The sequence below is a fragment of the Acinetobacter sp. YZS-X1-1 genome, from assembly GCF_000804305.1.
Taxonomy (GTDB): Bacteria; Pseudomonadota; Gammaproteobacteria; order Pseudomonadales; family Moraxellaceae; genus Acinetobacter; species Acinetobacter variabilis.
Genome location: NZ_JWHB01000020.1, coordinates 24,645 through 46,098, shown reverse-complemented (window position 1 = coordinate 46,098; position 21,454 = coordinate 24,645). Strand labels below are relative to the sequence as shown.

18 protein-coding genes and 1 pseudogene are annotated in these 21,454 nt (G+C 43.1%); 10 read left to right on the top strand and 9 right to left on the bottom strand.

Translation table 11 applies throughout. The features are described 5' to 3' along the window. Positions 1-30 precede the first annotated feature (30 nt). Both RJ01_RS11170 and RJ01_RS11165 read right to left on the bottom strand, forming a co-directional pair. On the bottom strand, positions 31-1,140 hold the full coding sequence (locus RJ01_RS11170) for an NADH:flavin oxidoreductase/NADH oxidase (protein WP_034171119.1): 1,110 nt from the start codon (positions 1,138-1,140) through the stop codon (positions 31-33). 104 nt (positions 1,141-1,244) lie between these two features. Then, positions 1,245-2,507, bottom strand: a complete 1,263-nt coding sequence (locus RJ01_RS11165; protein ID WP_034171118.1) for a carbohydrate porin — start codon at positions 2,505-2,507, stop codon at positions 1,245-1,247. Positions 2,508-2,889: 382 nt separating this feature from the next. Between RJ01_RS11165 and mutM the strand changes: the two genes are divergently transcribed. After that, positions 2,890-3,750 (top strand): bifunctional DNA-formamidopyrimidine glycosylase/DNA-(apurinic or apyrimidinic site) lyase, encoded by an 861-nt coding sequence (mutM, locus tag RJ01_RS11160; protein WP_034171117.1) that lies wholly within the window; start codon positions 2,890-2,892, stop codon positions 3,748-3,750. Beyond that, positions 3,747-4,031: a peptidylprolyl isomerase gene (locus tag RJ01_RS11155; RefSeq protein ID WP_005237136.1), complete on the top strand. Its 285-nt coding sequence runs from the start codon at positions 3,747-3,749 to the stop codon at positions 4,029-4,031. Before mutM ends, RJ01_RS11155 begins: the two co-directional genes overlap by 4 nt. A 136-nt stretch (positions 4,032-4,167) precedes the next feature. Here the strand turns inward: RJ01_RS11155 and mscL are convergent, their stop codons facing one another. Both mscL and typA read right to left on the bottom strand, forming a co-directional pair. Beyond that, positions 4,168-4,605, bottom strand: coding sequence for a large conductance mechanosensitive channel protein MscL (mscL, locus tag RJ01_RS11150; RefSeq protein WP_005237137.1), 438 nt, complete (start codon positions 4,603-4,605; stop codon positions 4,168-4,170). Between the two features lie 152 nt (positions 4,606-4,757). After that, positions 4,758-6,593 carry a translational GTPase TypA gene (gene typA / locus RJ01_RS11145; protein ID WP_004785176.1) on the bottom strand — a complete coding sequence of 612 codons (1,836 nt, stop codon included), beginning with the start codon at positions 6,591-6,593 and terminating at the stop codon, positions 4,758-4,760. A gap of 162 nt (positions 6,594-6,755) precedes the next feature. On the opposite strand from typA, the gene RJ01_RS11140 reads away from it, so the two are divergent. The 3 genes from RJ01_RS11140 to RJ01_RS11130 all read left to right on the top strand — a co-directional run bounded on the left by RJ01_RS11140 (position 6,756) and on the right by RJ01_RS11130 (position 10,690). Next, a complete protein-coding gene (locus RJ01_RS11140) occupies positions 6,756-8,126 on the top strand; it encodes a uracil-xanthine permease family protein (RefSeq protein WP_034171116.1) in 1,371 nt (456 codons plus the stop codon). A 66-nt stretch (positions 8,127-8,192) separates the two neighbouring features. Next, entirely contained in the window at positions 8,193-9,227 is a 1,035-nt protein-coding gene (locus RJ01_RS11135) for a methyltransferase (protein WP_034171115.1), read from the top strand. Beyond that, positions 9,227-10,690 carry an amino acid permease gene (locus RJ01_RS11130; RefSeq protein WP_034171114.1) on the top strand — a complete coding sequence of 488 codons (1,464 nt, stop codon included), beginning with the start codon at positions 9,227-9,229 and terminating at the stop codon, positions 10,688-10,690. The genes RJ01_RS11135 and RJ01_RS11130 overlap by 1 nt, the downstream gene beginning before the upstream one ends. A 55-nt stretch (positions 10,691-10,745) precedes the next feature. On the opposite strand, the gene RJ01_RS11125 is transcribed toward RJ01_RS11130, so the two are convergent. Then, a complete protein-coding gene (locus tag RJ01_RS11125; RefSeq protein ID WP_034171113.1) occupies positions 10,746-11,279 on the bottom strand; it encodes a cysteine peptidase family C39 domain-containing protein in 534 nt (177 codons plus the stop codon). A 103-nt stretch (positions 11,280-11,382) separates the two neighbouring features. Beyond that, positions 11,383-12,444 carry an outer membrane protein Omp38 gene (gene omp38 / locus RJ01_RS11120; protein WP_005237141.1) on the bottom strand — a complete coding sequence of 354 codons (1,062 nt, stop codon included), beginning with the start codon at positions 12,442-12,444 and terminating at the stop codon, positions 11,383-11,385. Between the two features lie 375 nt (positions 12,445-12,819). On the opposite strand from omp38, the gene RJ01_RS11115 reads away from it, so the two are divergent. The 3 genes and pseudogenes from RJ01_RS11115 to RJ01_RS11105 all read left to right on the top strand — a co-directional run bounded on the left by RJ01_RS11115 (position 12,820) and on the right by RJ01_RS11105 (position 15,271). Next, the gene (locus RJ01_RS11115) at positions 12,820-13,341 is read left to right on the top strand and encodes a GspH/FimT family pseudopilin (protein ID WP_034171112.1); all 522 of its coding nucleotides are present in this window, start codon (positions 12,820-12,822) and stop codon (positions 13,339-13,341) included. A gap of 112 nt (positions 13,342-13,453) precedes the next feature. Next, positions 13,454-14,629 (top strand): acetyl-CoA C-acyltransferase, encoded by a 1,176-nt coding sequence (locus RJ01_RS11110; protein WP_034171111.1) that lies wholly within the window; start codon positions 13,454-13,456, stop codon positions 14,627-14,629. 186 nt (positions 14,630-14,815) lie between these two features. Next, positions 14,816-15,271: pseudogene (locus tag RJ01_RS11105) on the top strand (VOC family protein). Positions 15,272-15,322: 51 nt separating this feature from the next. On the opposite strand, the gene RJ01_RS11100 reads toward RJ01_RS11105, so the two are convergent. The 3 genes from RJ01_RS11100 to RJ01_RS11090 form a co-directional block, all read right to left on the bottom strand. After that, positions 15,323-15,808 (bottom strand): DUF934 domain-containing protein, encoded by a 486-nt coding sequence (locus RJ01_RS11100; RefSeq protein ID WP_034171110.1) that lies wholly within the window; start codon positions 15,806-15,808, stop codon positions 15,323-15,325. Next, positions 15,801-17,444, bottom strand: coding sequence for a nitrite/sulfite reductase (locus RJ01_RS11095; RefSeq protein WP_034171109.1), 1,644 nt, complete (start codon positions 17,442-17,444; stop codon positions 15,801-15,803). Before RJ01_RS11095 ends, RJ01_RS11100 begins: the two co-directional genes overlap by 8 nt. Positions 17,445-17,671: 227 nt before the next feature. Further along, a complete protein-coding gene (locus RJ01_RS11090; protein ID WP_034171108.1) occupies positions 17,672-18,796 on the bottom strand; it encodes a CaiB/BaiF CoA-transferase family protein in 1,125 nt (374 codons plus the stop codon). 213 nt (positions 18,797-19,009) lie between these two features. Between RJ01_RS11090 and RJ01_RS11085 the strand changes: the two genes are divergently transcribed. Together RJ01_RS11085 and RJ01_RS11080 are read left to right on the top strand one after the other, a co-directional pair. Then, positions 19,010-20,020, top strand: a complete 1,011-nt coding sequence (locus tag RJ01_RS11085) for an AraC family transcriptional regulator (protein WP_004785199.1) — start codon at positions 19,010-19,012, stop codon at positions 20,018-20,020. A 224-nt stretch (positions 20,021-20,244) separates the two neighbouring features. Then, positions 20,245-21,450: an acetyl-CoA C-acetyltransferase gene (locus RJ01_RS11080; protein WP_034171107.1), complete on the top strand. Its 1,206-nt coding sequence runs from the start codon at positions 20,245-20,247 to the stop codon at positions 21,448-21,450. The last annotated feature ends 4 nt before the right edge of the window (positions 21,451-21,454 follow it).

Here is a 21,454-nt window from a genome sequence, read left to right as displayed (position 1 = left end):
TATTATAAGCCTTTCTAAGAAAAAATGGCCTTAAAACGATTCAAACAACTGATTTAAGCCATGCGGTGCAGAACGTAAATATTGTGGAGAAATTGCTATTTTTTCATCCAGCGTTACTGCAGCATGCCAAGGCCAGCGTGGATCATAAAGCAAGGCACGTGCAATCGCGATCGCATCAGCCTGTTTATACTCCAGTATGCCTTCTGCCTGCTGTGCATCGGTAATTAGACCCACTGCAATGACTGGAATATTTACGTCCTTTTTAATCGCTTCAGCAAAAGGGACCTGATAATTTGGATGCACATCAATTTTCTGGTCGACATGTAAACCTGCACTCGACACATGAATATAGACTGCACCCAGTTTCTCCAGAGCTTTGGATAGTTCAACTGAAGATTTTACATCCCAACTTTCTACGCCATCCATCCAGTCTGTTGCTGAGATACGAACACCAATTGGAAAACCTTCTGGTACTGCAGCTTTAATTGCTTCAAATACTTCAAGCGTCAGACGAATACGGTTTTCAAATGAACCGCCATATTGATCCTGACGATGATTCGATAACGGTGACATAAACTGATGCAGCAAATAACCATGTGCTCCATGTAGTTCAATCAGTTCAAAGCCTGCTTCAACCGCTCGCTTTGCACTGGCAGCAAAATCCTGAATCACTTGTTGGATTTCATCAACACTTAAAGACTTAGGTGGATGTTCATGAGCCTGGAAAGGAATATCACTGGCAGAGACAGTTTGCCAACCGAGTGCATGATCTGGGGCAAACTGCCCTTTGCCACCCCAAGGTTTATCTGTAGAAGCTTTACGGCCTGCATGTGCAAGCTGTATGGCAAAAGGCATAGGAGAAATTGACTTGACCTTTTGCAATAAGGTTTTGATCTGACTGGCTTGCTGATCATTCCAAAGCCCTAAATCGGCATAACTGATACGCCCTTCAGGCTGTACAGCGGTGGCTTCCACAATGCAAAGACCTGCACCGGATAAGGCATAATTGGCCCATTGTTGTTCATGCCAGTAAGTGATTTCACCTTGCACGGTTGCAGAGTACTGACACATCGGGGCAATCACAATTTTATTTTTAAGTTGCAATGATCCAAACTGAACCGACTGAAATAGTAGTGACACGCGGTATTCCCTCTTTTTGTGAAGTGGCTTTTCAGAACTTTTTACTAAAAAATAAAAAACAGGCTCTGATGAGCCTGTTTATTTATAACGTGATTAAATTCTTTTTAGAAGATCACTCGTGTAGTCAAACCTAACACCAATGCATTATCGACTTTGTTGCTAGACCCCGGATTTATAACGTATTGCAGGTTTGGACGTAACATCAGCCATTTTGTTGCGTTATAGCTGTAGTTGAGTTCGATATTGTATTCGGCACTCGCATCATATACTGGACGTGAATCTGCAAAGCGGTCATTTACATGTACGCGGTTAACTGCCAGACCCAAAATATCATTTGGCTGGCTATCCACCAGACCAATATATTTCAGACCCAACTGTTGTGAATTATCTACTTTATTGGTATCACGGTCATGCCAGGTAAAGTTAGCGAATGAGTGTAAGCCCTGACGGCCATTACCTGTTGAAGTCAACTGCTGCTCTACAGCTAACCAGCCCGCAAAGGTGCGGTTTTTTCCTTCACCTGTCGCAACATCTTTCTGGTTGGCCACATCATCAGCAGTGTTATACATACCGCCTACACGATAGCTGCCAGGCAAACCATTTACTAATGATTTTGGTGTCCAGATTACTTCTGCAGGAATCGTCACGCCATCAGCATTGTCGGTATCAAGACTCCAGCCGTGACCTTCTTTAGCACCATTGCCGTTATCTGGATTAAATTCATAAACACCGACTTGTACAGCAACGTCAGGGTTTAGCTGCTGTTTTACACGTGCACCCCATTGTGCGACTGGGGTATTCATCCAGATATTGCCTTGCCATTTGCCCATCTGCGCAGCACAAAATGCTGTACTGGCAAAATCACAAGCCATCACGTTGAAGTCCATACCCAGACCCAGACGACCAGCTTTAATACTCAGGCCTTGTTCCTTATAGTTCTTTTCAATTGAAAGTTCGGTTAAACGGCTGTCCTGATTACCACGACCAAATGTTCCTTGAACATTGGCCCATTGAGCTGCATCACCTTGTAAATCACGTACCGATGTACTTTGTCCCTGACGCGCAGTCGCAACTGCACGAACAGTTACGCCATCCCAGCCAGCCAGTTTTTCCATGTCTAACTGTGTACCTAACCATAACTGTGCTGAAGTTAAAGGATCAGCTCCTTCATTACGGCCGCCATCAGCCAGATACGCTGTATCTGTCAGCAAGTTTGCTTCAAACTTGATGCCTTGTTGAGCAAGTTCAGTACGTTTTCCATTCCAGTCGCCTAATAGGTACTGCCCTTGAGAATCAAATGCAGACTCAGCCTGCGCAGAGGTCATGGCTGCCATCAATGGCAATAAAGCTAGACTTAACTTTTTCATATAAAACCTAAACATATAGAGAGAGTAAACGCAACCTGATGCATGCCCTGTGTGACTTGATACAGAACGTTACATAACTTTTCACTTAAAAACTCAGCATTTTTTTTATTATTAGTAAAACTTTAAGTTATAAGAAAAGATATTTTATATAACAATAAATTTACATATTTTATATTTTTCAGTAAGTTAAATACTAAAAATCAACCAATATATTTCCTGTTTTTATTATTTGAATCTAAAACCATCTCAATATTAAAGTTTATTTTTTAACCAATTGTTAAAATATTTTTGAATGCCCTGCTCATAACTTCTATTCAAACAGGACTTGCATTCAGACTTAAAACGCCCAATATTAGCCTCATGATATTAGCTGCTAAGTGTTATGCCTGAATTACCCGAAGTTGAAACCACCAAAACCAGCCTCCTTCCCCTTCTTAATCAGCAAGTGCTAAAAGTTGAAGTGCGTCAGCCTAGTTTACGTTGGCCAATTCCTGATGATCTCGCGCGTCTGCAAGGACAACGCCTGATTCAGCTTACGCGTCGCTCCAAATATATTTTGGCGCAATTTGAACAGGATACGATGCTCTGGCATCTGGGTATGTCAGGCAGCTTTCGCTTGTGTGAAACCAATGAAGAATTGCGCAAGCATGATCATCTGATTATTCAGTTTGAAGAGATCCAGCTGCGTTACCATGACCCGCGCCGTTTCGGCTGTATTCTCTGGTTAAATGCTCAATCACAAAGCAAACTGATTGATACGCTTGGGCCGGAGCCATTAAGCGATGCTTTTAATGCCGAATATCTATTTGAAAAACTAAAAAATAAAAACGTTGGCACCAAAGTTGCAATTATGGATAACCATGTCGTGGTCGGCGTAGGCAATATCTATGCAACTGAAAGCCTGTTCAATATGGGTATTCATCCGGCCCAGCCAGCCTCAAGTTTGAGTTTCGAACAGATTGAAAAACTGGTGGTTGAGATTAAGCGTATTTTGAAACAGGCGATTGACTTAGGTGGTTCTACTTTACGCGACTATACCAATGCCATGGGAGAAAATGGTTATTTTCAGCAGACGCTGCTGGCTTATGGCCGTGCAGGAGAAATGTGCGTGAACTGCGAAACGACACTGCAAAATATCAAGCTCGGCCAGCGTGCATCAGTTTATTGTCCTGAATGCCAGCCGCTAAAAAAGGTCAAGCTTTCACCTAAGCGTATGGTTGCTGTACGAGGTAAGAAATCATGAAGACCGCGATTGTCCGTCATATTCTGGTTAAGGATAAAGATACTGCCGAACAGCTTAAGAAAAAGATTCTGGCAGGTGCAGATTTTTCCAAAATTGCCAAACAATATTCGACCTGTAACTCTGCCAAACGTGGTGGTGAACTCGGTGAAGTAAAAAAAGGCCAACTCGTTCCAGTGATTGATAAACTGGTTTTTACTGCTGCAGAACATGTTCTACATGGCCCAGTCAAAAGTCAGTTTGGTTTTCATCTGGTAGAAATCAAGTTTCGGATGGATTTTTAATTTTATAAATCCCTCCTAACCTCCATTTAAGAAAGGGAGGAGTCCCCCTTTGAAAAAGGTGAGAAGCACTGCTTCGCAAGGAGGGATTCAATAAAAAACGGCGCACTCAGCGCCGTTTTTTATTTACTCGAAAAGCTTAAGCTTCAGGACGTTTTTTTAGCTCGTCACGGATTTCACGTAATAATGCAATATCTTCCGGAGTAGCTTCTGGCTCTGGTTCTGCTTCTTGTTTACGGCGTAGTTTGTTCATCAGTTTCACCAACCAGAACACCACCCATGCCAATAACAGGAAATTAATGAGAATGGTCAGGAAATTACCATAAGCAAAGACATTTAGACCTGCCGCCTGTGCCGCAGCCAGATTGGTCACATTATTTGGATTATCACCTAATACGACAAACCAGTTAGAGTAATCAACATCACCACCCAAGATCCAACTCACGACAGGCATGATGATGTCTTTCACCATAGAATCGATAATTTTACCGAAAGCACCGCCAATGATCACGCCCACTGCGAGATCCATGACATTGCCTTTTACCGCAAATTCTTTAAATTCTTGAATAATGCTCATAAAGTCACCAGTATTTTTATGCAATTTTGTGATGGATTATACATTAGTTAGGGATTTCTATTTAAAACTAATTTATTAAGTGTATGTAATTTCTACCCAATAAAAAAGCCGCTGAACTGATTCAGCGGCTTTTTTCGTACGAGTGACTAGTCTTATTTAGAACGGTTACGTTTACGTTCGTTTTCAGTCAGGTAACGTTTACGGATACGGATTGACTTAGGTGTTACTTCAACTAGCTCGTCATCTTCAATGAATTCAAGCGCTTGTTCTAGCGTGTATTCAAGGTTTGGAACAAGAGTCAATGCTTCATCAGTACCAGACGCACGTACGTTAGTTAACTGTTTCGCTTTAGTTGGGTTAACCACCATGTCGTCAGAACGTGAGTTGATACCTACGATCATACCTTCATAAACTTCTAACTGTGGTTTAGCAAACAGTCGACCACGGTCTTGAAGTGTGAACAGTGCATAGCCCAGACAAGTACCTTGAACCATAGAAATCAGTACACCGTTTTGACGTTTCGCAACAGTACCTTGTTTAGCAGGACCGTAGTGCGAGAAGCTTGAAGTCATAATACCAGTACCAGAAGTCATGGTCATGAATTCAGAACGGAAACCGATCAAGCCACGTGAAGGAACAGTTGCTTCAATACGGATACGGCCTTTACCGTCAACTTCCATATTGGTCATTTCGCCTTTACGGTGACCCATTTGTTCCATTACAGAACCTTGGTGCTGTTCTTCAACGTCAAACGTTACGTTTTCGTACGGTTCTTGCATTTGACCGTCGATTTCTTTCATGATCACTTGCGGACGTGATACACCAAGCTCGAAGCCTTCACGACGCATGTTTTCGATCAGTACAGAAAGGTGAAGCTCACCACGACCAGATACTTTAAAACGATCAGGACTGTCAGTATCTTCAACACGAAGTGCTACGTTGTGGATCAATTCTCGGTCAAGACGCTCACGGATATTACGTGAAGTTACGAATTTACCTTCTTTACCAGCGAACGGGGAGTTGTTCACCTGGAAAGTCATAGACACAGTCGGTTCATCTACAGAAAGTGCTGGAAGCGCTTCAACATTTTTAGGATCACAGATTGTATCTGAAATGTTCAGTGCATCGATACCAGTTACACAAACGATATCACCTGCAGAAGCTTCTTCAATGTCAACACGTTCTAGACCATGGTAACCCATGATTTTCAAGATACGGCCGTTACGGGTTTTGCCTTCTTTGTCGATCACAGTCACAGGAGTGTTCAGTTTTACAGAACCGCGCTGGATACGACCAACACCGATTACACCTACGAAGCTGTTATAGTCCAAAGATGAAATTTGCATCTGGAATGGACCGTCAACGTCAACTGCTGGTGGCTCAACGATGTCTACGATTGTTTGGAACAATGGAGTCATGTCATCAGCAAGTTCTTCTGGAGAAGGACCAGCAACACCACGAAGACCAGAAGCATAAACTACTGGGAAGTCTAACTGTTCGTCAGTACCGCCAAGGTTGTCGAACAGGTCGAATACTTGATCGATTACCCAGTCTGGACGCGCACTTGGTTTATCAACTTTATTGATAATTACGATTGGTTTCAAACCACGCGCGAACGCTTTTTGCGTTACGAAACGAGTTTGTGGCATAGGACCTTCTTGTGAGTCTACAAGAAGCAGTACGCAGTCAACCATCGACATTACACGTTCAACTTCACCACCGAAGTCGGCGTGTCCCGGGGTGTCCACGATGTTAATACGGTATTCTGTATCTGTACGTTTATCTAACCACTTGATTGCAGTGTTTTTTGCAAGAATGGTAATACCACGTTCAGATTCTAACGCATTCGAATCCATGACACGCTCGATCTCACCCGCGCGATCACCGAGAGCACCTGATTGTTGCAAAAGTTTGTCTACAAGAGTGGTTTTACCATGGTCGACGTGCGCGATAATGGCAATGTTACGGAGAGTTTTAATATCTGACATGTAAATTCGATACGTTTTAAATTTGAGGGCAAATTATACAGAAAAATACAAACTTTTGACAGTGACTGTTTGTAGAGAGCGTCAATTTTTTTTCCAATTACTTTTGTAATGACGTGTAACTCGATTAGAATAGCGCCACCCAGCCTTAATTTGCATTGACACATGTCTGATTTTAATCAATCTCCTCCTTCTAAAGATCAACTTGACCTTGTGTACGGCCTTGAAGATCATCCTAAACCGTTTATCGCATTTTTAGCCGCATTCCAGCATTTATTGGCCATTATTGTCCCAATTGTGACCCCTGGCCTGCTCATTTGTCTGGCGCTGGGAGTCTCCAGAGAAGACACTAACATGATCTTATCCATGTCTTTGGTGATTTCGGGGATTGCGACTTTCTTACAATCCAAGAAAGTAGGTCCCTTTGGTGCAGGCTTGCTGATTGTTCAGGGTACAAGTTTTAACTTTATTGGCCCGATCATCGGGATCGGTTCAGCGATGGTCGCTGCAGGCACACCGGTAGAAGCGGTGATGGCTTCGATCTTTGGTGTAGTGATTGCAGGTTCATTTATTGAAATGGGCGTGTCACGCATTTTACCGTGGGTGAAGAAACTCATTACTCCACTAGTAACGGGTATTGTAGTTCTATTGATTGGTTTAACCTTGATTAAAGAAGGTCTGATCAGCATGGGTGGTGGTTATCAAGCCATGGGCGACAAAACTTTCGCCAATGCAGATAACCTGATCATGTCATGTACCGTTCTGGCATTAATTATTTTACTGAACCGTGTACGCATCACTTGGGTAAAAAGCTCAGCAATTCTGATTGCACTGGTTGTGGGTTATATCCTTGCCGGCTTTATGGGTCATCTCAACTTTGATGGTTTAAAAGATGCACCTCTGGTTCAGATTCCAACCCCAATGCATTTTGGTTTAAGCTTCTCTTGGAGCTTATTCATTCCAATGTCATTCATTTACCTGGTGACTTCACTGGAAGCCATTGGTGATATTACAGCCACATCAAAATTATCGAATCAGCCAGTGGATGGTCAAACCTGGATGAATCGCATTAAAGGCGGTGTATTGGTAAATGGTGCCAACTCCCTGCTTGCAGGATTATTTAATACCTTCCCGAGCTCAGTTTTCGCACAAAATAATGGTGTGATTCAATTGACTGGTGTAGCTAGCCGTTATGTCGGGATCTGGATCGCAGCACTCCTTGTGATTCTAGGTCTACTTCCAGCAGTAGCCGGTGTGATTCAGGCCGTTCCTCAGGCTGTGCTTGGTGGCGCAGTGATGGTGATGTTCGGTGCAGTCGCTGCATCTGGGATTAATATCCTGTCTGGTATTCACTTGGACCGTCGTGCCCTGCTGATCATTGCAATCTCACTTGCACTTGGCTTGGGTGTTGCGCAAGTGCCTCAGATTCTGGAACATCTTCCTGAATTATTCCGTAACATCTTTAGTTCCGGTGTTGCGACAGGTGGTATTGCAGCCCTCGTATTGAATATTGTACTTCCTGAAGTAAAGAAGTAATTTCATGTCCAAAGAACACTGTCTGAGTTGGACTCGGACAGTGTTTTTTCTATTGGAGAGAGATCTATGGATCCTAAAAGCGAAGTTTTATTAAGACAATATGATTATTTGTCTGGTCGCGTATTGCTGGTGAATGCCCCGACCGATGAGCTTCTTGCTGAATGTGGTGAATCTATCCAGCCCTTTGTTTGGACATGGAATTATAATGATTTTCAGTATTTCCAGTCACAGCAGGCCCAGGTTCATTTCGGTGTAGAATTTCCTGATCAAGAATTTGATCAGGCAGTTATTTTCGTACCTAAATCAAAAGAATTATTGAATTATCTGATTCACAATATTGCAGCCCGATTAAAACAAGGCAGCAGTGTCTTCCTGGTGGGTGAAAAGAAAGGTGGTGTAGAGCGTGCAGCAAAGCAGCTACAGGCTTATGGTAAACTCATCAAGCTCGACAGCGCACGACATTGCCAATTGTGGCAATTGACTCTAGACTACACGGTCGAAGCAAAAGCGTTGGCAGATTGGGCACAGACCTATACAGTGGCGACACCAAAAGGTGATTTGCAGATTTGTGCACTTCCAGGTGTATTCAGTCAGGATCATCTGGATGTAGGAACAGCGGTGTTCTTACCCTATTTATCTCAAGTGACTTCAGGCAAGATTGCCGACTTTGGCTGTGGCGCAGGTGTGATCAGTGCTTATTTAGCCAAACTGAATCCTGAGAACCGTATTTTTGCTCTGGACGTAGATGCCTTTGCCTTGGCTTCTACTCAAATGACATTTGAGAAAAATCAGCTCAGTCCTCAGCAGCTGGAAATTAAAGCTGTGTCAGGTATTGAAGATGCACCGCTCTTTTTACATGCCATTGTCAGCAATCCCCCTTTCCATCAGGGAATCCAAACCAACTATGCGGCTAGCGAAACTCTATGTAAGACTTCGCGTCGTCATCTCAAGTCTGGCGGTGAATTGTGGATTGTGGCAAACCGCTTCTTAAATTATCCAATTTTAATTGAACAAAGTTTTGGCCAATGTACAGTCAAAACTGATCAACAAGGTTTTAAAGTGCTCTTCGCCAGCACTCAAAAAAATGCTAAGGAATCATGATGAGCGAAACTCAGAACAGCGTGCAGCTGCAGCGTAAGCTTGGTGCTCGTCATCTCAATATGATCGCGATTGGCGGGTCTATCGGTACAGGTTTATTCCTGGCCTCAGGTGCGACCATTGCCAGCGCAGGCCCGGGTGGTGCACTTCTCGCCTATGCCCTGATTGGCGTAATGATTTATTTCTTGATGACCAGTCTGGGAGAACTTGCGACACATAATCCAACCTCGGGCGCATTTTTCACCTACGGAACCAAATATGTAGAAGGTGGTTTCGGTTTCGCTTTAGGCTGGAACTACTGGTACAACTGGGCGATCACCGTTGCCTTTGAACTGGTTGCCGTACAGTTCATTATGAAATTCTGGTTCCCTGATATTCCCGGCTTTTACTGGAGTGCGATCTTCCTCGCTGTGATCTTTGGGATTAACGCTCTCACAGTAAAAGGTTTTGGTGAATCAGAATTCTTCTTCTCATTAGTGAAAGTTCTGGCGATTATTGCCTTTATCATCATCGGAATCTGGATGATTGCCAAGATCATGCTCACACCGGGTGCTTCAGCATTTGCAAACTGGAGCGTGGGTGAAGCGCCTTTTGTTGGTGGTTTCCAGGCCCTTATTGGTGTTGCCATGATTGCCGGATTCTCGTTCCAGGGAACCGAGATGGTTGGTGTAGCCGCTGGTGAATCTAAAGATCCGCAGAAAACCATTCCTGTCGCGATCAAGCAAATCTTCTGGCGAATCCTGCTGTTCTATATCGTGTGTATTTTCATTATCGGCACACTGGTTGCTTATAATGATCCACGTCTCTTACAGGCAGCTGCAACAGAAGACGTTGCCCTTTCTCCATTCACTTTATTGTATGAGAAAGCAGGTTTTGCTTTTGCAGCGAGCATGATGAATGCCGTAATTTTGACTGCGATTCTGTCTGCAGGTAACTCAGGCATGTATTCTTCGACCCGTATGCTGTTTGATATGGCACGTAAAGGCAGTGCGCCTAAGCTGTTTGCCCATCTGGATCCACGCGGTGTACCGATGAATGCCCTGTATGCGACCACAGCGATTGCGGCACTATGTTTCTTGACCACATTCTTTGGCGAGCAGGAAGTGTTTAACTGGTTGCTGAATATGTCAGGTATGTGTGGCTTCATTGTCTGGCTTGGGATTGCAATCTCACATTACCGCTTCCGTAAAGGTTATCTGGCTCAAGGCTATCAACTTGAAGGTCTGGCCTATAGAGCTAAATTTTTCCCGTTCGCACCTTGGTTTGCCTTCATTCTTTGTTCAATTGTCGTATTAGGTCAGAATTATCAAGCTGTCCTAGACGGTGAGTGGCTGGCTGTTCTTTCTACTTATATCGGTATTTTATTATTCCTGGTGATTTGGCTGGGTTATAAGTGGAAATATAAAACCAAACTGGTTTCTTATCAGGAGATGGATGTTCGACCGATGAATATTGAAAAAGACTAATATCTCACCTTTATTAAAAAAGCAGCTCAAGTGGCTGCTTTTTTATATTCTGAAATCAGCTATGACGCATGACAAAATTACGGTCATCAATCACGATGACTTGCTGACAAATACCTTCTACTCGACGCTGCTGTTCGAAGACTTCTATAGGCATAGCATCAAAACTATCAAAGAAACTGATTTCTTTTTCATTGATTTCATAAATTAATGAATGGTTCCCCATCTCTTCCAGCGTGTCGTAGAATACAATTACAAAACGGCCTTTATCCACTAATTTTTGAATATCTGTATAAGAAAGTGGATATTCATGAACAGGCACTTTGAGTTCTTGTGCTTTTTGATAAAACTGGATTTCAAGCGGCTGTTTATCGGGATCAGTTTCTGTAAAAAACTCAACATCGAGTCCCAATGTTTTGAGGGCAACAGCGAGCGCAATACTTGAAGTTCCCATCTCATCATTATGTTGTGTCAATTGCACTAGATCAGGAATATGCAGATCCACTCCATAATGATGAAAAATCATCCAGATCGCATAAATACCACTATTAGCTTCCAGACTTTGTAAGTCTTCAGGGAGTTCTATGCTCATGCTTTAACTCAAAATCAGTTTCGAGCAGCAAGTGTATGCAAAAAACAGCCATAAAAAAAGCGACTCAAAGAGTCGCTTTTTTTAATCAGTGTTCAATAACGAATTATTGAGCAACTGGTTGTTCAGCTAGAACAGTACGGCTACCAGTGATTGTCGCGAATACACGACGGTTCATAGCACGACCTTCTTTAGTGTTGTTGTCAGCAATCGGTTGATCCCAAGCGAAACCTTGAGTAGACAAACGAGATGCATCTACGTTGTATTCGTTAACAAGTGCAGATTTAACAGAGTTAGCACGAGCTAGAGATAAACGTTCGTTCAATGCACGTGGACCAGTGCTGTCTGTGTGACCTTCAATACGAGCAGTTGCGTTTGGATATTCAACTAGCTTCTCAGCAACTTTCGCGATTTCTGGTTTGTATTGGTCTTTGATGTTTGATTTATTCGTATCAAAGAACACGCGAAGTTCCATGTTCAGGTCTTCAGTCAACTCTTGTGGAGCTGGCGCAACTGGAGCTACTGGCTCAACTGGAGCAACTTCTACAACGTCAGCAGCTGGTTTCAAACGACCACCTAGAACTACGTTAAGACCAGCAAGTGCTGTATAGTTCCAGAATTTTTCGTCGAAGTGGTAAGTACCACGAGCTTCAGTACGTAGCGCTAAAGCATCGTTGATGTGCCAGAATGCACCGATACCAGCATTACCTAGTGTACCTTCTTCTTCAAAACCACGACCAGTACGACCTAAAGCAGCTTCTGAAGCACCATCAAACTCATATTTATAGTGACCAGCACCTAATAATGCATATGGCTTGATTTTGCTGTCATAGTTGCCAGTAAATACGTCAGAAGTTGCATAGAAATTACCTGCAATGTTCTGGCCTTTGTATTCAGCACCTGGTAGATCTCGCATATCGCCTTTAACTTGGCTATATTCAGCTTCAAAACCTAACCATGGAGTTAGTTCAACACCAATTGCAGCACCAACAAATAGATCATCTTCCATTTCACCAGAAGTTGTTAGTTCGCCATCATCACCGCCATTGTTGTGTTGGGTGTCTTGCCAAGTATAACCTAACATTAATGGAGTAACAGTTACACCTGCGTTTGCAGCAGCAAAAGGAGCAGCTACAAGCATTGCTAAAGCAATACGACTCATTTTCATGGATTTATCCTCCAGAGATAACAATTGTTGTTCAAGCTCAAGCCTTCTAATAGGCCATTCTGAGATAGGCTTTTTTTACCCCAGTGTTATTTTTAAGCTATTCACTGCGCATCATACAAACACTTTATTATTTTTCCAAGTGCTTGATTAATCTAATCAAGTAAATTATTGACAAAATTACTTACAATTTCCGTTGTAATTCAGTAATTTTTTACTCAATTTTTTGTTGTGAATCGCCTATTGTCATTGCCAATTTATTTTTAAGCGCCTTTTTGAATTTTGAGTAAGGCATTTCTTACTCGCTCAATTAAGCATAAAAAACGCACAATTAATAGCATGTTTCAAATAAAAATAATATATAAATCAGGTAACTCTATGTATAAAAAGATAACAAGAGCGTTCACTATTGTTGAGTTAATTATCTGTATTGCCCTTATGGCAATTGTGGTCACAATTGCCTTGCCTTACTTTCATGACTATCTATTCAAGCAGGAAGCTAAAAATATTCCGATGAAAATTACAGCAACCAATCGTTATGCACGCAGCCAGGCAGCTGTGTTTCACCAGAATATTGTGATTTGTCCCAGTCAAGATTCATTAACCTGTCAAGCAAACCAATGGAATAAAAATTTGCTGGTATTTATTGATAAAAACCGTAATCGTCAAGTCGACAATGACGAACAAATTTTACACATTGAACAACTTAATCTTAAATACGGTAACCTGAGTTGGCGAGGTGCCTTAAGTATACCGAACGTAACTTATCAAGCCCAGACGGCTTTACCGATTGGATCAAATGGCAGCTTTTATTATTGTTCTACTCACCTTGCATCCCAACAACGTATTGTCTTGAATAAAATGGGACATATACGGATCGAACATCTGGCCTCCTGTTAATAAAACCCTAGAGTCTATGATTTATCCAGATTAGGACTTTAATCCTGCACTTTTTTCAATATACTGCTTAGGTTCGAGAAAAAATGATCAAAACTTATAGGGAGATATAACAATGACTGACATCGTAATTGTCAATGGCGCACGTACGGCGATGGGCGGCTTTCAAGGCAGCTTGGCTAGCGTTACTGCACCTGAACTTGGTGCTGTCACCATCAAAGAAGCGATTGCTCGTTCAGGCTTGCAGCCAACCGATATTGAAGAAGTCATTATGGGTTGTGTACTCCCGGCAGGTTTAAAACAAGGCCCTGCCCGTCAAGCGATGCGTAAAGCAGGTCTGCCTGATTCTACCGGTGCTGTCACCATCAACAAATTATGTGGTTCAGGCATGAAAGCAGTCATGCAAGCGGCAGATATGATTAAGGCAGGTTCTGCAACTTATGTGGTTGCAGGTGGTATGGAATCCATGACCAATGCCCCATACGTATTGCCAAAAGCGCGTGGCGGTTTCCGTATGGGTCATGGTGAAATCAAGGACCATATGTTCCTGGATGGCCTGGAAGATGCCGAAACTGGTCGCCTGATGGGTTCATTTGCTCAAGATATGGCAAATAGCAAAGGTTATACACGTGAACAGATGGATGAATTTGCAATCCGTTCACTGAAACGTGCTCAAACTGCAGTCAATGAAGGCTACTTTGCTGATGAAATCGTGCCAGTCACTGTTTCCACCCGTAAAGGTGATGTGGTCGTTGATAAGGACGAACAACCTTTCAATGCCAATATTGACAAGATTCCAACTTTACGTCCTGCTTTTGCAAAAGACGGGACGATCACTGCGGCAAATGCCAGCTCAATTTCAGACGGTGCCTCTGCCCTTGTACTGACTTCAAGCGACAATGCAGCAGCTAAAGGTTTAGCGCCTTTGGCTAAAATCATTGCTTATGCTTCAAACTCTCAGCATCCATCTGAATTCACGATTGCTCCTGTTGGCGCTATTCAGAAAGTTCTGGATAAAACTGGCTGGAAAGCTGAGGAAGTTGACCTTTGGGAAATCAATGAAGCGTTTGCTATGGTCACCATGTGCCCAATGGATGAGTTCAAGCTTGATCCTGAAAAAGTCAACATTAACGGTGGTGCATGTGCACTCGGTCACCCGGTTGGTTCTACAGGTTCACGTATTATCTTGACCTTGATTCATGCATTGAAACGTACAGGCGGTAAACGTGGTATCGCTGCGCTATGTATTGGCGGTGGTGAAGCAACTGCGGTCGCAATCGAACTGATCTAATTCTTTTATAATCAATTAGTACAGAGGGCTTTTATAGCCCTCTTTTTATTTTATAAATATTTCATTTTTCTATAAGCCATCTTTAAAGTAAATTCTTTTACTTACATTTTCATAAAGCTTCTTTATTAATCAAATTCAATTCAGGGCGTAAATTAAAGGGATTCAAAATAAGAAAAGGAATCCTGCATGCGACTTAATCACTATCTCAATTTCCAGGATGAAACCGAAGCTGCCTTTACCTTTTATCGCTCGGTATTTGGTGGCGAATTTTCCAGTCTAACCCGTTATGGAGATACGCCTGGACAGCAAGGAATTGATTTATCAGATGAAGAAAAAAATCTGATTTTGCATATCTCACTTCCAATCAATGAATACACAGAGCTCATGGGTTCGGATATCAATGACAAGCTCTGTACTGAAAACACACCAGCATTTAGGAAAGGTACTAATCACTATATTGCGATTATTTTAAGTGCCAATGAACAGGATGAAGCCAAACGACTCTATGAAGCTTTATCGTTGAATGGCTAAATCGAAATGCCTTTGGAAAAAACATTTTGGGGTGCACTTTATAGTGCCTTTACGGATCAATTCGGAGTACAATGGATGATTAATTGCCTACTTGAAGAACGTGCACCCTAAGGTTTAAATACAAAAAAGCCTCCAGATGGAGGCTTTTTAGTTGAAGGCGAATTAAGCCCCAGTTTGATAATTCGGTGTTGGTACGGCAGTTGAAGCTTGGTACGGATTGGTAAAATCACCCAAACCTGCAGCTGCTTCCTGAATATCTTTACCTTCTTTAATGACAAAAGTATCGAAACCAGAACGCTTCATGTAGTTCAGGACATCTTTGAACACATCACCAGTCGCACGCAGCTCACCCTGGAAACCTTGACGGCGAAGCAATGCAGCAAATGAATAACCACGGCCATCATTAAAACCTGCAAACTCAATCAAAATTGCATCAAGTTGATCAAGCGGAAATTCATTGGTTTCAGGTGAAGCATCAACCGTTAAGTACAATGCTTTTTTACCAGAAATATTAGTAATCTGGTCCAACTGCTCTACAGTCAGAACCACATCACCCTGTGGCAATACACCATCTTCACCAATTAGCTGGTAAGTGTTATCTGCAATTGTGCCATCTTTAGAGAGCACTTGTAGTGCGGTATTAAGCATATGCGCGCTCCTTGAATGGTTGAATGCCGACACGACGATAAGTATCGATAAACTCTTCACCGTCCTGACGCAAGTCAAGATAAGTATTCAGAATTTCTTCTACGATATCTGGCACCACTTCTGCAGCAAATGATGGTCCAAGAATATCGCCAATAGAGGCATCATGATCTGCATTACCACCTAAAGTGATCTGATAGAATTCAGCGCCTTTTTTATCTACACCCAGGATACCGATGTTACCCACGTGATGATGACCACAGGCATTCATGCAACCTGAAATGTTCAGGTCCAGTTTACCCAAGTTGTAAATAGTATCCAGATCATCAAAACGGCGTGAAATCGCTTCAGAAATTGGAATGGATTTCGCATTCGCTAGTGAACAAAAATCACCGCCTGGGCAGCAAATAATATCAGTCAAGAAACCGATATGCGCACGTGCCAGGTTATGCTGATCCAGCGTCTGCCACAATTCAAATAAGTCTTTTTGTGGTACATCTACCAGCGCAATATTTTGCTCGTGAGTTGTACGCAGTTCACCGAAGGTGTACTTGTCTGCAAGATCTGCAATCAGGTTCATTTCTTCAGTGGTCACATCACCCGGTGCAATACCCGCACGTTTCAGTGAAATCGTGACAATACGATAACCTTTCACTTTATGTGCATTGGTATTGATATTGAACCATTGCTTGAACTTCGGATACTGGGCAAACAGTTCAGTGAAGTCTTCATCCGCATAATCTTGGTAGTCAAATGGAGTGAAGTTTTCATCCATTTTCGCCAGTGTTTCAGCATCAATCTTTAATGTCTTAACAGTATGTACAAATTCGGCTTCAACTTTTTCAGCAAAAACTTCTGGCGTTAATGCTTTTACCAGAATCTTGATACGTGCTTTGTATTTGTTGTCGCGACGGCCGTGCAGGTTATACACACGTAGTACCGCTTCAAGATAAGCAATCAGGTCTTCACGTGGCAGGAAGTCACGAATAAAACTGCCAATTACTGGCGTACGGCCCAAGCCGCCACCCACTTTAATTTTATAGCCGATCTCGCCTGCTTCATTTTTCACGATATAGACACCGATATCGTGGAATGAAGTTGCTGCACGGTCAATCTCTTCCAGCGCAGATACCGCAATCTTGAACTTACGTGGCAAGAAAGCAAATTCCGGGTGGAAAGTTGACCATTGACGGATCAATTCACAAGTTGGACGTGGATCTGCAATTTCACCTGCCACGACACCTGCATACTGGTCAGTGGTAGTATTACGGATACAGTTCCCTGAAGTCTGGATCGCGTGCATTTGCACGGTTGCCAGTTCAGCCAGCATATCAGGCACGTTCTCTAGTGCAGGCCAGTTAAACTGGATATTCTGACGGGTTGAAACGTGCGCATAGCCACGATCATATTCTTTCGCCAGATCAGCCACTTTACGAAGTTGTTTAGAGTTCATCAGGCCATAAGGTACCGCAATACGCAACATTGGCGCATAACGTTGTACATAAAGACCATTTTGAAGGCGGAGCGGACGGTATTCATCTTCCGTCAATTTGCCCGCTAAATAACGTTCCGTCTGGTCACGGAACTGTGCAACACGTTCATTAATCAGTTGCTGATCGAAATCAGTATATAAATACATGGCGTACAGCTAGTAGTTTCTATTATATCGTCGGCAAGGATAACGACATTGAATCTATCAATAAAATGCTTTTTATACATATTTCATAGCGATTTTATTGATAAGCCTAGCAAACTTTCAATGATATAAAGCTTTAGATCAGCTTCCTCTGATTTTTAATGTGAATGATTCATTTTTTAAATCTTTAGCAGTTTTTTTTCATAAACCAAAATGAGAAGGTCGCTCAATTACCACTCTTCGGTTTCGCCTAAAGCCTGACCAATAAATTGATATCGCATAGTTGATCTTGAAAACTTGATCGGGCAAGCTAGTTGAGCTTCGGTTTGCTCCCGCTGATCCGCTTTAACTGGCACTTGCACCACCCATTCACGTTGCTGCGCCAGCTCAGAATGCAGGGCTTCATCAAGCTTTAATACAGGTTCGACACAGAAATCTGCCTGAGAAAATAAGGCTTGCCAGTGAGATAGAGGTTGGGAACTGATTTTATCGCGAATCGCCTGTTTCACTAAAGCATGATCTTCAGGTACGAAAGAAGCACCTTTTTCCAGAATAATCGGCAAATCCAGCAATTGTGCCAGACCTTGCATGAATTGAGGCTCCAGACTGCCTATTGATAGATAGCGATCATCCTGAGTCTGATAATAGTCATAAAAGGTACCGCCATTTAAGTAACCTGATTCTATCTGCTGATGCTGATTACCCGCCAGACTGGCAGAAGCTGCCATATTATTTAATGTCGCCGCGCAATCGGTCATGGAAATATCAATATATTGTCCCTGACCACTACTCTGCCGCTCAATCACCGCTGCCAGAATGGCAACCAGCGCATGCATAGAGCCGCCCGCGACATCAGCAATCTGGATTCCCATTGCCGGTGGTCCGCTTTCAAGCCGGCCACTATGCCCAGCAATCCCAGATAAAGCCAAATAGTTAATGTCATGCCCAGCCCGATCTATATAAGGGCCGGTCTGACCATAACCAGTAATCGAGCAATAGATTAAGCGTGGATTGAGCGCACTGAGTGTTGGATAATCCAGGCCAAGCCGTTGCATCACACCTGGGCGAAATTGTTCGACCACAATGTCATAATCTGCAATTCGGGATTTGATCTGCTTAATATGTTCGGGATTCTTTAAATCCAGTGCGACAGAATGTTTGTTTCGGTTCAGATAATTATGCGTTGTGGCCTGTCCATGTGCAAAAGGTGGCATTAAACGCACCAGATCAGGACGTGCGGGTGATTCAATATGCACAACTTCTGCACCCATGTCTGCAAGATATAATGTGGCAAATGGACCGGGTAATAATGTAGAAAAATCTAATATTTTCAAACCTTTTAATGCATATGACATTGGAGTTATTACTCTATTTATATTGCTTTTTGCCTCATCATAAGAACATAAATGCCCAAAAACAATGTCATGTTCAGCCATTTACCTTGATAGTTTCGGCAATTTAACATGTAAGAAAATGGTAATTGCATTCTTGTAAATTGCCATTGATTTTTTATTTTTTGTCATTTAGGTCAAATATTAGTGAACATTAAAGAGACTGAAGGATTAAACATGAGTCGTGATACGATCAGTATCCATTTCGTCAATGCAGCCTTATACGGCGTTAAGCGCCTGGGCATGGATGTCGATACTTTATTGTCTCACGTTGGGATTGAAGCCGAGCTTCTGCATCAGCCGAAGGCCCGTATTTCGCCTGAACAATATACCCGTTTTATCAAGATGCTCTGGATGGTAACCCAGGACGAACATGTCGGTTTTGACAAACAGCCGCGTCGTCTGGGCACTTTCGCGATTATGTGCCAGTTGATCATCCATGCCAAAACGCTAGGCGATGCACTCGAGCTTTCTTCACAATTTTACAAACTCTTTGGTGATGACTGGTCTGTAACCCTGGAACGTGACAAGCACGAAGCGCGTCTGGTTCCCCTGATTCCAAATTCGATGGATCCGGAACACTTTATTACCGAAAGTATGCTGATGATCTGGCATGGTCTGGCATCGTGGTTAATTGAACGTCGTCTGCCGCTGGAACGTGTACATTTCAGCTACCCGCGTCCTGCTCATGCAGATGAATACGATGCGCTGTTCTTTGCACCTGTGATGCAGTTCGATATGCCGCGTACTGAAATTACCTTTGCAGCGGATTATCTGGATTTGCCAATTCGCCAGAATGAAGAAACGCTGGAAGAATTCCTCAAAGCAGCTCCGGCTCAACTTCTAGTCAAATTTAAAAATACCAACTCGCTGACTTCTCGGATCCGTGATGTATTAAAGAGCCAGATTGGTGAAGAAATGCCGACCTTGAACGATGTCGCATCGATGCTCTACCTGTCTCCGCAAACCCTGCGTCGCCGTCTGGCTGCTGAAGGCAAGAGCTATCAGGGCGTGAAAGATGCACTGCGCCGTGATGCTGCAATTCACTTATTACTTAACCCAGATCTGACTCTGGAAGATGTTGCACAACAGGTTGGCTTTAGTGAAACCAGTACTTTCCACCGTGCTTTCAAAAAATGGACAGGGGTAACACCAGGCCTATACCGTCAGTTACACGGTTACCATTAAAAACCTTGCTATAAAATTGTATACTTGAAAAGTATCGTTTATTAAGCGCTACAAGCCCCTAGCCCAAGCTCCAGACTTGGGCTTTTTTATGCCCGCTTTTTAATCCATCAAGACTGACCAAATTGCTCAAATGATCTGGTCCGTTCTCGTCATTGCACTTCAAGATTTAATCATTACACTCGAAGCATTAGAACAATTTCAGTAAAGCAAGAAAAGGATATTGTATGAGCGAGGCCTATATTATTGATGCCATTCGCACGCCACGCGGAAAGGGAAAAAAAGACGGATCATTATATGAAGTTAAACCAATTAGTTTACTGACTACGCTCTTAAATGAACTGAAAGAACGCCATAACCTGGATACATCTCAGGTGGATGATATTGTGCTGGGCTGTGTGACTCCAATCGGTGATCAGGGTGCAGACATTGCCAAAACTGCTGCAATTGCCGCAGGCTGGGACAATGATGTGGCTGGCGTTCAGATCAACCGTTTCTGTGCTTCGGGCCTGGAAGCTGTAAATCTGGCAGCACAAAAAGTTCGTTCAGGCTGGGAAGATCTGGTCGTTGCGGGTGGCGTTGAATCCATGTCTCGTGTTCCGATGGGTTCTGATGGCGGCCCGTGGGCTTTAGATCCTGAAACCAATATGGCTTGCGATTTTATTCCACAAGGCATCGGGGCTGACCTGATCGCGACCATTGATGGTTATAGTCGTGCAGATGTAGATCAATTCGCCGAGCAATCACAAAAGAAAGCGGCAGCAGCCCAAGCGAATGGTTATTTTGATAAATCCATTATTCCAGTGAAAGATAAAGCTGGCGTCGTGATTCTAAACAAAGATGAATTTATTAAACCGACAACAACTGCAGAAGGCTTAAGTGCATTAAAGCCAAGTTTTGCAACGATGGGCCAGATAGGCTTTGATGCCATCGCTCTACAGAAATATCCGGAAGTAGGCTCTGTAAACCATGTACACCATGCGGGTAATTCTTCAGGCATTGTGGATGGTGCAGCAATCGTATTACTTGCCTCCGAACAGGCAGTGCAACAGCAAAATCTCAAGCCACGCGCCAAAGTACTGGCAACGGCGCTAGTCGGTGCCGATCCAACCATTATGCTGACCGGCCCTGCCCCGGCTGCACGTAAGGCTTTAGCCAAAGCCGGACTCATCATTGATGATATTGATCTGTTTGAAGTCAATGAAGCTTTCGCTGCTGTGGTGATGCACTTTATCAATGAAATGAAGGTTGATCCTGTCAAAGTCAATGTCAATGGTGGTGCCATTGCCATGGGACATCCACTCGGTGCGACCGGTGCCATGATTCTAGGCACTTTACTGGATGAACTGGAACGTCAAGGTAAGAAACGTGGACTGGCCACCCTGTGTGTGGGTGGTGGTATGGGCATCGCAACCATTATTGAGTTGGTATAAGGAG